Raw genomic sequence first — 12150 nt, 5'->3', positions numbered from 1 at the left:
GACTCGCATCACACACCTGGTGATACGGCGGTTGGATATTCATCCGGTTCATGGCATACTCATTCACATGAGCGTGAAGGTGGCGGTGGCCGGGGCCAGTGGGTACGCGGGGGGCGAGCTGCTCCGGTTGCTGAGCAGTCACCCCGAGGTGGAGATCGGCGCCCTGACCGCCGGCGGGAACGCCGGTACGGCGCTCGGCGTGCACCACCCGCACCTCGTGCCGCTGGCCGGGCGCATCCTGGTCGAGACCACGGCGGAGAATCTCGCCGGTCACGACGTGGTGTTCCTGGCCCTGCCGCACGGACAGTCCGCCGGAATCGCCGAGCAGCTCGGCGAGGACGTCACCGTGATCGACTGCGGCGCGGACTTCCGGCTGACCGAGGCCGAGGTGTGGGTCGAGTTCTACGGCGGCGAGCATGCCGGCTCGTGGCCGTACGGGCTCCCGGAGCTCCCCGGTCAGCGGGACAAGCTGCGCGGGTCGAACCGGGTCGCCGTACCGGGTTGTTATCCCACCGTCTCCACCCTCGCCCTGCTCCCCGCCGTACAGCAGGGACTCGTCGACCCGACCCAGCTGGTGGTCGTCGCCGTCAGCGGTACGTCGGGGGCGGGCAAGGCCCCGAAGACGCATCTGCTCGGCGCGGAGGTGATGGGCTCGGCGTCGGCGTACGGCGTCGGCGGGGTCCACCGGCATACGCCGGAGATCGAGCAGAACCTCACGCCGTACGCCGATCAGCCCGTGAGCGTGTCGTTCACGCCGGTGCTGGTCCCGATGGCCCGCGGCATCCTCGCCACCTGCAGCGCACCGATTGCCGACGGCACCGACCTGGCCGCGCTCCGGCAGGCCTATGAGGATGCGTACCGCGACGAGCCGTTCATCCACCTGCTGCCGGAGGGGCAGTGGCCGCAGACGCAGGCCACCCTCGGCGCCAACACCGTGCAGTTGCAAGTAGCCCTCGACCAGCGCACCGGCCGCGCCGTCATCGTGGCCGCGATGGACAACCTCACCAAGGGCACCGCCGGCGGAGCCGTGCAGTGCATGAACCTGGCCCTCGGTCTCGACGAGACCCTGGCCCTTCCCCTCGTAGGAGTCGCACCGTGAGCCTTGCTGTCACTCCCGCCACCCAAGTCGATCGGAGCGCCGGAGTGACCGCGCCGGCCGGCTTCCGCGCGGCCGGGGTGATCGCCGGGATCAAGCCCGCCGGTACGCCGGACCTCACCGTCGTCGTGAACGACGGCCCCTCCACTGTCGCCGCCGGTGTCTTCACCACGAACAAGGTCAAGGCCGCACCGGTGTTGTGGTCGCAGCAGGTCCTGACCGCGGGGGCGCTGAAGGCCGTCGTACTCAACTCCGGCGGCGCGAACGCGTGCACCGGCCCGGAAGGTTTCCAGGACACCCACAAGACCGCGGAGAAGCTGGCTGCGGTTCTGGGTGTCGGGGCCGCCGAGATCGGCGTTTGTTCGACCGGTCTGATCGGCGAACGTCTTCCGATGGATGCGCTCCTGCCCGGTATCGACAAGGCGGTCGCCGCGCTGGCCGACGACGCCGCCGCCGGTCTGGCTGCCGCGACTGCGGTGATGACGACCGACAACGTGCCGAAGCAGGCCGCGCTGAAGCACCCGGACGGCTGGAGCATCGGCGGGTTCGCGAAGGGCGCCGGGATGTGCGCGCCGAACATGGCGACGATGCTGAGCGTGATCACCACCGACGCCGTCCTCGACCAGCCGCACCTCGACCACGCGCTGCGCAACGCGGTCGGCAAGACGTTCAACCGGCTCGACGTCGACGGCGGTACGTCGACCAACGACACCGTGCTCCTGCTCAGCTCGGGCGCGTCCGGGGTCAGTGTCACGCCCGAGGCGTTCGAGGCGGCGCTGACCCTGCTGGCTGCTGACCTGGTGAAGCAGTTGCAGGCCGATGCCGAGGGCGTCACCAAGCACGTCAGCATCACCGTCCAGGGCGCCGCGACCGAGGCCGAGGCGCTGGCCGCCGCCAAGATCGTTGCTGAGGACAACCTCTGCAAGACCGCGTTCTTCGCCTCCGATCCGAACTGGGGACGGATCGCGATGGCAGTCGGGAACGCGCCCACCGCATTCGATCCGTCGTTGCTCGACATCACCCTGAACGGCGCTGCCATCTGCGTTGCCGGCGGCAAGGGCGTCGATCGCTCCGAGGCGGACCTGAGTGGCCTGGAGATCGACGTACTGATCGACCTGCACGCCGGCCCCGCGTCCGCGACCGTGCTCACCACCGACCTGTCCCACGCCTACGTCGAAGAGAACTCGGCCTACTCCTCGTGAACAGTCATGCAGACGCGGTCGAGAAGGCCGCCGTACTGACCGAAGCCCTGCCCTGGCTCAAGGAGTTCCACGGCAAGACCGTCGTCGTGAAGTACGGCGGCAACGCGATGGTCGACGACAAGCTCAAGCAGGCGTTCGCCTCCGACATCGTCTTCCTCCGGTACGCCGGGGTGCGGGTCGTCGTCGTCCACGGCGGCGGACCGCAGATCAGCGACATGCTCGGCCGGCTCGGTATCGACAGCGAGTTCCGCGGCGGGCTGCGGGTCACCACGCCGGAGGCGATGGACGTCGTCGGCATGGTCCTGGTCGGCAAGGTCGGCCGCGAGCTGGTCGGTCTGCTGAACGCGCACGGCCCGTTCGCGGTCGGCATGTCCGGCGAGGACGCGGGCCTGTTCACCGCGGAACGCCGGACGGCGCTGGTGGACGGCGAGCACGTCGACATCGGACTTGTCGGCGACGTGGTCGAAGTACGTCCGGAGGCGGTGGTCGACCTGATCGATGCCGGCCGGATCCCGGTGGTGTCGACGATCGCGCCGGACGAGGACGGCCAGGCACACAACGTGAACGCCGACACCGCGGCCGCCGCACTCGCGGTCGCGCTCGGCGCCGAGAAGCTCGTCGTCCTGACCGACGTGGCCGGGCTCTACCGGAACTGGCCGGACAGCGACGAGATCATCACGCAGATCGACACGGCCGAGCTGGCCGAGTTGCTGCCGTCGCTGGCGTCCGGCATGGTGCCGAAGATGGAAGCCTGCCTGCGCGCGGTCGAGTCGGGCGTGTCCCGGGCGACCGTGATCGACGGCCGTGTCCCGCACTCGCTGCTCCTCGAGATCTTCACCGACGCCGGAAGTGGAACCCAGGTGATTCCGTCATGACCGAACTTGTGACCGTCGACGGCTCGCAGGCAACGCTCACCTCTCGTTATTCGAGCGCCCTGATGAACACCTTCGGGGCGCCGAAGCGCGTGCTGGTGCGCGGCGAGGGCGCGTACCTGTGGGATGCCGACGGCAACAAGTACCTCGACCTGCTCGGCGGCCTCGCGGTGAACTGCCTCGGTCACGCGCACCCGTTCGTGGTGTCCGCGGTCACCTCGCAGCTCGCCACCCTCGGGCACGTCTCGAACTTCTTCGCCTCGGCGCCGCAGATCGCGCTGGCGGAGAAACTGCTCGGTCTCTTCAACGCCCCGGGCAAGGTGTTCTTCACGAACTCCGGCACCGAGGCGAACGAGGCCGCGTTCAAGATCACCCGGCGCACCGGCCGGACCAAGATCGTCTCGACCGTCGGCGCGTTCCACGGCCGGTCCATGGGCGCGCTCGCGGTGACGTGGAAACCGGCGTACCGCGAGGCGTTCGCGCCGCTGCCCGGCGACGTGGAGTTCGTCCCGTACGGCGACCCGGAGGCGCTCGCCGCCGCCGTTGACGACGACACGGCGGCTGTCGTGCTCGAGCCGATCCAGGGCGAGAACGGCGTCGTCGTACCGCCGCCCGGGTACCTGCGGGCCGCGCGGAGCATCACGTCCGAGCACGGCGCGCTGTTGTGGCTCGACGAGATCCAGACCGGGATCGGCCGGACCGGGACGTGGTTCGCGTTCGAGCCCGAGGGCATCACGCCGGACATCGTGACGGTGGCGAAGGGCCTCGGCGCGGGTATCCCGATCGGCGCCTGCATCGGTCTCGGCGCGGCCGCGGATCTGCTCCAGCCGGGCAATCACGGTACGACGTTCGGCGGCAACCCGGTCGCGTCGATCGCGGGTCTCGCGGTGCTGACCGTGATCGAGCGGGACGGGCTGCTGGCCCAGGTGAATGCCGTGGGCAACCACCTCGCGTCGTCGATCATCGCCCTCGACCACCCGATGATCGCGGGCGTCCGCGGGCGCGGGCTGCTGCTGGCGATCGAGTTGACCCAGCCGGTGTCCGACCAGGTCGCGGCGCTGGCGCTGGAGGCGGGGTTCGTGATCAACAATCCGATCCCGGGTGCGTTGCGGCTGGCGCCGCCGTACATCCTGAGCAAGGCTGATGCGGACAGTTTCGTCGCGGCCCTTCCCGGGCTGCTCGACAAGGTGGAGGTCTGATGGCAGTACGGCACTTCCTGCGGGACGACGACCTGTCGCCGGTCGAGCAGGACGAAGTACTGACGCTGGCCGCACAGCTGGCGGGGGACCGGCACGGGCACACGCCGTTGAGCGGGCCGAAGACGGTCGCGGTGATCTTCGACAAGACCTCGACCCGGACCCGGATCTCGTTCGCGGTCGGGATCTCCGAGCTCGGCGGCGTACCGCTGATCATCGACGCGCAGACGTCGCAGCTGGGCCGCGGCGAACCGATCGCGGACACCGCGCGCGTGCTCGACCGGCAGGTCGCGGCGATCGTGTGGCGGACGTTCGGTCAGGCGCGCATCGAGGAGATGGCGGCCGCGTCCGCGGTGCCGGTCATCAATGCGCTGACCGACGAATTCCACCCGTGCCAGATCCTCGCCGACCTGCAGACCGTCCGGCAGCACAAGGGCTCGACGGCCGGGCTCAAGCTCGTCTATCTGGGTGACGGCGCCAACAACATGGCCCACTCGTACCTGTTGGGCGGCGCGACCGCGGGCATGCATGTCGTCGTCGGATCGCCGGCGGAGTACCAGCCGGATCCCGCAATCCTGCAGCGCGCCGGCGAGATCGCCGCGTCGACCGGGGGATCGGTGGCGTGGACGGCGGACGCGATCGCGGCGGCCGACGGAGCGGATGTGCTTGCCACCGACACCTGGGTGTCGATGGGACAGGAGGCCGAGGCGGCCTCGCGTGAGGCTCCGTTCGTGCCGTACGCCGTGACCGAGCAGCTCCTCTCCAAGGCGAAGCCGGACGCGATCGTGCTGCACTGCCTGCCCGCGTACCGTGGCAAGGAGATCGACGCGGCCGTGATCGACGGCCCGCAATCGGTCGTCTGGGACGAGGCCGAGAACCGGCTGCACGCGCAGAAGGCGCTGCTGTCGTGGCTGCTGGCAAGGAGTTTCGGGGAATGAACGTTGCCGTACCGACGACCAAGACCGCGCGTCAGCAGCGGATCGTCGACCTGCTCGGCCGGCAGCCGGTCCGCTCGCAGACCGAGCTGGCCGATCTGCTGGCCGCGTCCGGCCTCGTCGTCGGGCAGGCGACGTTGTCGCGCGACCTGGTCGAGATCGGTGCGGTCAAGGTCCGCGACTCGTCCGGCCAGCTCGTGTACGCCGTACCGGGCGAAGGCGGTGACCGTACGCCGCGAGCCGGCGAGGCAGCCGCCTTCGAGGCGCGCCTGGCCCGGGTTGCGTCCGAGCTGCTGGTGTCGGCCGAAGGCAGCGCCAACCTCGTGATCCTGCGAACCCCGCCGGGTGCGGCCCAGTACTTCGCGTCGGCAATCGACCACGTGGGCCTGGACGACGTACTCGGCACCATCGCCGGCGACGACACCGTCATGGTCGTCTCCCGAAACCCAACCGGCGGCGAAGCACTCGCCACCCGCTTCCTGTCCCTGGCAGCCCGCGAACCGAAGTAAGGAATGACCTTGAGTACTGCTGGACTGTGGGGTGGCCGGTTTGCAGGTGGCCCGGCGGATGCGTTGGCGGCCCTTAGCAAGTCGACGGATTTCGACTGGCGGTTGGCGCCGTACGACATTGCTGGGTCGAAGGCGCACGCCAAGGTGTTGCACCGTGCGGGGTTGCTGACCGACGAGGACCTGGCCGCGATGCTTGCCGGGCTCGACGGGCTTCTCGAGGATGTGCTCGCGGGCCGCTTCCTGCCTGCTGAGGCTGACGAGGACGTGCACACCGCGCTGGAGCACGGGTTGCTCGATCGGCTCGGTGCTGAGTTGGGTGGTCGGCTGCGGGCGGGGCGTTCGCGGAACGACCAGGTCGCGACGCTGTTCAAGAGCTACCTGCGGGAGCACGGCCGGATCATCGGGCGGCTGGTGCTGGAGCAGGTCAACGCGTTGGCTGATCAGGCCGCGCAGCACCTCGGTGTGGCGATGCCGGGTCGGACGCACCTGCAGCACGCGCAGCCGGTTCTGCTGTCGCATCATCTGCTCGCGCACGCCTGGCCGTTGATCCGCGACCTGGATCGGCTGGCCGACTGGGACGCGCGGGTCGCCGCGGATTCGCCGTACGGCTCGGGTGCTCTGGCCGGGAGTTCGCTGGGGCTGGACCCGGTGTTCGTCGCTCACGAGCTGGGGTTCACGAACTCGTCGGCCAACTCGATCGACGGGACCTCGTCGCGGGACTTCGTGGCGGAGTTCGCGTTCGTCACCGCGCAGATTGGGATCGACCTGTCCCGGCAGGCCGAGGAGGTGATCATCTGGGCGACGAAGGAGTTCGGCTTCGTCGAGCTGGACGACGCGTTCTCGACCGGGTCGAGCATCATGCCGCAGAAGAAGAACCCGGACATCGCGGAGCTCGCCCGCGGCAAGGCCGGTCGTCTGATCGGCAACCTGAGCGGTCTGCTGGCGACGCTGAAGGCGCAGCCGCTCGCGTACAACCGCGACCTGCAGGAGGACAAGGAGCCGGTCTTCGACTCCATCGACACACTCGAGGTCCTGCTGCCTGCATTCACCGGGATGATCCGGACGCTGCGCTTCAACACCGCCCGTCTGGAAGAGCTGGCCCCGCAGGGCTTCTCCCTGGCAACCGACATCGCCGAGTGGCTCGTCCGCCAGAAGGTCCCCTTCCGCGTGGCCCACGAACTAGCCGGCGCCTGCGTCCAGGCCTGCGAAAAACGCGGCATCGAACTCTGGGACCTCACAGACGACGATCTAGCCGCGATCTCCCCCCACCTAACCCCCGAGGTCCACACAGTCCTCACCGTCCAGGGTTCCCTGTCCTCCCGCAACACCCGAGGCGGCACCGCCCAGCCCCAGGTAGAAACCCAACTAACCGAACTCCGCACCAGAGCCGCACAGCACAGCACCCGCCTAGGCTGACCCCGCCCGCTCGCCCGCCCGGCGGTCGCCTAAGGTGCTGCGCATGCGTCGGTCGGTTCTTGATGGTCCTGTGCTGGAAGTGGCGCCGAAGTTGCTGGGGATGTTGGTGAGCAGCACCACCGACGAGGGGACCGTTGTCGCGCGCATCACCGAGGTTGAGGCGTACGACGGGCCGAACGATCCGGGCTCGCACGCCTACCGCGGTGAGACTCCGCGGAACGCGATCATGTTCGGCCCGCCCGGGTTCCTGTACGTCTACTTCACCTACGGCATGCACTTCTGCATGAACGTCGTCGTCGGCCCGCCCGGCAAACCGTCGGCCGTCCTGCTGCGCGCCGGCCAGATCGTCGAAGGCGTCGAACTGGCCCGCGCCCGCCGCGGCCAGCCCGCCGTCGAGAAGGTCGCCTTCAACCAGGCCGGCGTCAGACAAGGCCCGGTGGTCAAGCGCCCGAAGGCCGACCCGGACCGCGATCTCGCCCGCGGCCCGGCCCGCCTGTGTGTTGCCCTCGGCATCAGAGGTGAAGGCAACGGCACCGACCTGCTCGCCAAGGACTCACCGATCCAGCTCCTCCGCGGCCCCGGCTTCGACGGCGAGCCGTCCACCGGTCCGCGTGTCGGCCTGCGCGAGGCAGCCGACCGAGCCTGGCGCTTCTGGATCCCGGGCGACCCGACAGTCTCGCCGTACCGCCCCCACGTCCCGAAGCGCCGAGCCTGACACCCATCAGGGCCTACCGCTTGGTCAGCTCGAGCACGTAGTCCAGCTGCGGAAGCCCGTGCTCCACCTCCGGATCCGGGAACAGCCCGACGTGGTCCACCCCGGCTGCCTCCAGCGCCTCGATATGCGCGGCTGCATCCTCGAGCGTCCCGATCGCGCCGATCTGCGTCCACCAGTCCGTCGGCATCCCCACCAGCCCCTCGACGCCGGACTCGTCGAACAACTTCTTCATGTCCTCAAAGAACGGCAACGCCGTCACGCCCGGGTGTTGGTCGCCGATCCGCCAGCCCAGCCACGGCGCGGTCCACTCGTACGCCGTCTTGCGGTCCTCCCGCACACACATCGCCGCGAAGACCGCGACCACGAACCCGTCCGGCGAACCGGCGTACTCCACCGACTGCCGCACGTACGCCGGAGTCGCCGGCTCCGCGAGCACGACGCCTCCCGCGACCCGCCCCGCCAGCGCCATCGACTTCGGCCCCATCACCCCGAGCAGGATCGGCGGCGGGGTGACCGGCGGCGCGTCCAGCTTCACGTCCTTGAGGTACACCGCCTTGCCCGCGAAGCTGACCTCTTCGCCGGCAAGCAGCCGGGTGACAGTCGTGGTGACTTCCTCGAGAGTTGTCAGGGGCGACTTCGGCCGGACACCCATCTGCTCCATCCACGACTGCACGCCGTGGCCGATCCCGGGCAGGAACCTCCCCGGTCCGAGCGCCTCCAGCGTCGCGAACTCCATCGCGGTCACAGCCGCCGTACGCGCGACCGCAGGTGCGATGCCGAGCCCGACGGTCAGCCGCTCGGTCGACGTCAGCGCGGCCGACACCAGCGACGGGCCGGCCGTGAAGAAGCAGTCCTCGATGATCCATAGCTCGTCCGCGCCGCCGCGGTCGAGACGCCGGGCCACGTCGGTGACGAGGGCGGCCGGGAAGGTACGCGGGAAGCACATTCCGAGAGCGGTCATGGACAGAACCTAGGAGACGCCGCCGACAGTTCGTGAAGTGCGGGTCAAAGCTTCTCGCCGCGCGCGAGTGAGGACGACTAGGGGACCATGCTCCGGGTAGGTTTCTGGTATGGCCCGTCCGCACTACGCGTCCCGTCTCGAGGACTGGTTCAACGTCGGGGTGCAGGCCGTGTTGCGGCGTCGTGGCTGGCAGGAGCGGATCATCCCGCAGGTCGGCTACGGCAACACGGAGTTCGTCCGCGTGCTGGCGCGCGTCGTCCTCGGCCGCGACCCGCGCAACCAGCCGCGGTACGACGAGGACCAGGTGGTGCGCGGCTGGCGGGTCTTCGTCACGGCGCCGGCGACCAAGGTGCTGGTCTCCGTCACGATCAACGGCCGGACGTACGACGCCGTCACCGACCGCGGCGGGTTCATCGACCTGACCGTTCCGGAGGTGCTGCCGGCGGGGTGGCACGAGATCATGCTCGGCGTCCACGGCGAGCGCCAGGCCCGGGCGCGCATCTTCGTACCGGATCCGGACGCCACGTTCGGGCTGGTCAGCGATATCGACGACACGGTGATCCTGACGATGCTGCCGCGTCCGATGATCGCCGCATGGAACACGTTCGTCCGCGACGAGCAGGCGCGCCGCGTCGTACCAGGGATGGCAGGGCTGTACGACGAGCTGCTGGCCGACCACCCCGGTGCGCCGATGTTCTACCTGTCCACGGGAGCGTGGAACACCGCTCCGACGCTGACCCGCTTCTTCGCGCGGCACGGGTACCCGCCGGGGCCGTTACTGATGACGGACTGGGGACCGACGAACACAGGCTGGTTCCGCAGCGGCCAGGAGCACAAGCGGACCGCACTGCGCCGGCTGGCGCGTGAGTTCCCCAATGTGCGCTGGGTGCTGATCGGCGACGACGGCCAGCACGACCCCCAGCTGTACGGCGACTTCGCGCAGTCGCACCCGGACCACGTGCTGGCCATCGGCATCCGCCAGCTCACTCCGGCCGAGCAGGTCCTGTCACACGGACTCCCCGTGCCTAACCAGGACCCGGGCGCCCACGACCCGCACCGCCCGACCGCGGTCACAGTGCAGGGGCCGGACGGACATGCGCTCCGTCCACAGCTCCGTGACGTGCTCGCGCGTCCGGAACCCACCTGAGCGTCGCCTGGCCCCAGTACAGGACACTAGAGGTGACCGACGTACTCGAGGAGAGACCAAGTGACCGAACGCCGCACCCAGGTACTGGATGACCTGGAGAGCCGTGGCTTGATTGCCCACTCCACCGACCCGGATGCCCTTCGGGCCTCGATGGCGGCGGGACCGATCACCTCTTATGTCGGCTTCGACCCCACCGCGCCCAGCCTGCACATGGGGAACCTGCTGCAGCTGCTGACGCTGCGGCGACTCCAGCTGGCCGGCCACAACCCGATCGGGTTGGTCGGCGGCGCCACCGGGCTGATCGGTGATCCCAAGGAGACCTCGGAGCGGGTGCTGAACCCGAAGGACGTCGTCCAAGAATGGGTCGAGAAGGTCCGTGCGCAGGTGGAGAAGTTCGTCGACTTCGACGAGTCGCTGCCGAACCCGGCCCGGATAGTCAACAACTACGACTGGACCAAGGACCTCAACACCCTCGACTTCCTCCGGGACATCGGGAAGCACTTCCCGGTGAACCGGATGCTCGGCCGGGAAGTGGTGAAGGCTCGGCTGGAGCAGGGGATCAGCTACACGGAGTTCAGCTACGTCCTGCTGCAGTCGCTGGACTACCTGGAGCTCTACCGCAGGCACAACTGCACACTGCAGACCGGCGGCAGTGACCAATGGGGGAACCTGACTGCCGGCGTGGAGCTGATCCGCCGCAGCGAGGGCGGGAAGGCGCATGCGTTGGCCACCCCACTGGTGACCAAGGCCGACGGGACCAAGTTCGGCAAGACCGAGTCCGGCACGGTGTGGCTAGACCGCGAGCTGACCTCGCCGTACGCCTTCTACCAGTTCTGGTTCAACAGCGACGACCGGGACGTCATGCAGCTGGTGCGGTACTACACCTTCCGTACGCCGGAGGAGACGGCCGCGCTGGAGCAGGCGACGGCAGAGCGTCCACAGGCCCGGGAGGCGCAACGCGTTCTCGCGGAGGACGTGACCACGCTGGTGCACGGCGCTGAGGAGACGCGTCGGGTGCAGGAGGCCTCGAAGGCGCTGTTCGGCCAGGGGGAGTTGGGGTCGCTCGACGGCTCCACGCTGGTCGCGGCACTACGAGAAGCACCCCATGTGGAGCTGGGCGCCGGCGAACCGATGCCAACGTACGGCGACCTCCTGGTGAAGTCCGGACTGGTCGCCAGCAAGTCTGCTGCGCGGCGGACTGTGGCCGAGGGCGGTGGGTACCTGAACAACGAGAAGGTGAAGGACGCGGAGTACGTGCCTGGCACGGACGACCTGCTCCCGGGCGGCGTGCTGGTGCTGCGGCGCGGGAAGCGTTCATTTGCAGGGGTTCTGGCGTCGCCGACCCAAGGCTGAGAGCTCGGGTGCGGGGTGGGCTCCACTCCCACATCGGGGTCGCCGAAGGCAAATTACAAGCCTGTGATTCAGCACACCGGGAACCGATTTGACCGGCCACCTGCGGGCCACGTAATGTTCTTCTTGTTGGAGCGAGGCGCGGGACGCGAAAGCGGCCGGTCGCTCCGAACCCCCCAAGGCTAGCTGAGCCGAACCGGGTTGTCTGACTCGGGGCGGTAGCTTGGATGCGGGTGGAAGGTCAGAAAATCGGGTCTTGACTCGGTGGATCTGATCCGGTAAAGTAGCGCAGGTTGCCCCGGGAGCCTGACCGAAAGGTCAAGCTGCGGTGTGCGTCCGATTCTTGAGAACTCAACAGCGTGCCGAAAGTCAATGCCGAAAGATGCATTAACCCCGTGCATGGGCTTCGAATGATCTGCTGCCAGGGCCTTCTTGGAGGGTTTTGGTGGGTGGTTGTTTGTTGTCTGTGTTCGGATTCCTTTGAAATATACGGATGACAAGCCAGTAATGGTTTTGTTTCTGATTCAAAGGATCGCTTTTCGATTGTCGACTCACCAGTTTTTCTGGTTTGTCATATTTTTCAACGGAGAGTTTGATCCTGGCTCAGGACGAACGCTGGCGGCGTGCTTAACACATGCAAGTCGAGCGGTAAGGCCCCTTCGGGGGTACACGAGCGGCGAACGGGTGAGTAACACGTGAGCAACCTACCCTCAACTTTGGGATAAGCCTCGGAAACGGGGTCTAATACCGG

At 68.4% G+C, this 12150-nt stretch carries 11 protein-coding genes and 1 rRNA gene; 11 read left to right on the top strand and 1 reads right to left on the bottom strand.

Annotation, left to right across the window (positions count from 1 at the left end; translation table 11 throughout):
* Positions 1-67: 67 nt before the first annotated feature.
* The 8 genes from argC to ABT313_RS31590 are packed head-to-tail and all read left to right on the top strand — an operon-like array spanning position 68 to position 7941.
* Positions 68-1099, top strand: coding sequence for an N-acetyl-gamma-glutamyl-phosphate reductase (argC, locus tag ABT313_RS31625; RefSeq protein WP_350861384.1), 1032 nt, complete (start codon positions 68-70; stop codon positions 1097-1099).
* Positions 1096-2298: a bifunctional glutamate N-acetyltransferase/amino-acid acetyltransferase ArgJ gene (gene argJ / locus ABT313_RS31620; RefSeq protein WP_350861382.1), complete on the top strand. Its 1203-nt coding sequence runs from the start codon at positions 1096-1098 to the stop codon at positions 2296-2298. Before argC ends, argJ begins: the two co-directional genes overlap by 4 nt.
* The gene (argB, locus tag ABT313_RS31615) at positions 2295-3173 is read left to right on the top strand and encodes an acetylglutamate kinase (protein ID WP_350861381.1); all 879 of its coding nucleotides are present in this window, start codon (positions 2295-2297) and stop codon (positions 3171-3173) included. Before argJ ends, argB begins: the two co-directional genes overlap by 4 nt.
* A complete protein-coding gene (locus ABT313_RS31610; protein ID WP_350861379.1) occupies positions 3170-4369 on the top strand; it encodes an acetylornithine transaminase in 1200 nt (399 codons plus the stop codon). The genes argB and ABT313_RS31610 overlap by 4 nt, the downstream gene beginning before the upstream one ends.
* On the top strand, positions 4369-5304 hold the full coding sequence (gene argF, locus ABT313_RS31605) for an ornithine carbamoyltransferase (protein ID WP_350861377.1): 936 nt from the start codon (positions 4369-4371) through the stop codon (positions 5302-5304). Before ABT313_RS31610 ends, argF begins: the two co-directional genes overlap by 1 nt.
* Positions 5301-5810: an arginine repressor gene (locus ABT313_RS31600; protein WP_350861375.1), complete on the top strand. Its 510-nt coding sequence runs from the start codon at positions 5301-5303 to the stop codon at positions 5808-5810. Before argF ends, ABT313_RS31600 begins: the two co-directional genes overlap by 4 nt.
* A gap of 3 nt (positions 5811-5813) precedes the next feature.
* Positions 5814-7226, top strand: coding sequence for an argininosuccinate lyase (gene argH / locus ABT313_RS31595; protein WP_350861373.1), 1413 nt, complete (start codon positions 5814-5816; stop codon positions 7224-7226).
* Between the two features lie 43 nt (positions 7227-7269).
* Positions 7270-7941 (top strand): DNA-3-methyladenine glycosylase, encoded by a 672-nt coding sequence (locus ABT313_RS31590; RefSeq protein WP_350861371.1) that lies wholly within the window; start codon positions 7270-7272, stop codon positions 7939-7941.
* Positions 7942-7954: 13 nt separating this feature from the next.
* Here ABT313_RS31590 and ABT313_RS31585 read toward each other — a convergent pair whose 3' ends face one another.
* The gene (locus tag ABT313_RS31585) at positions 7955-8902 is read right to left on the bottom strand and encodes an LLM class flavin-dependent oxidoreductase (RefSeq protein ID WP_350861369.1); all 948 of its coding nucleotides are present in this window, start codon (positions 8900-8902) and stop codon (positions 7955-7957) included.
* 109 nt (positions 8903-9011) lie between these two features.
* On the opposite strand from ABT313_RS31585, the gene ABT313_RS31580 reads away from it, so the two are divergent.
* The 3 genes from ABT313_RS31580 to ABT313_RS31570 form a co-directional block, all read left to right on the top strand.
* Complete coding sequence (locus ABT313_RS31580; protein WP_350861367.1) at positions 9012-10049, top strand: App1 family protein phosphatidate phosphatase; 1038 nt, start codon at positions 9012-9014, stop codon at positions 10047-10049.
* Positions 10050-10109: 60 nt separating this feature from the next.
* Positions 10110-11402: a tyrosine--tRNA ligase gene (tyrS, locus tag ABT313_RS31575; RefSeq protein WP_350861365.1), complete on the top strand. Its 1293-nt coding sequence runs from the start codon at positions 10110-10112 to the stop codon at positions 11400-11402.
* Between the two features lie 577 nt (positions 11403-11979).
* Positions 11980-12150: ribosomal RNA gene (locus ABT313_RS31570) — 16S ribosomal RNA — on the top strand; the annotation flags it as partial.

This window comes from Kribbella sp. NPDC000426 (assembly GCF_040300265.1).
Lineage (GTDB): Bacteria > Actinomycetota > Actinomycetes > Propionibacteriales > Kribbellaceae > Kribbella.
This window is presented reverse-complemented; position numbering and strand designations above follow the sequence as displayed.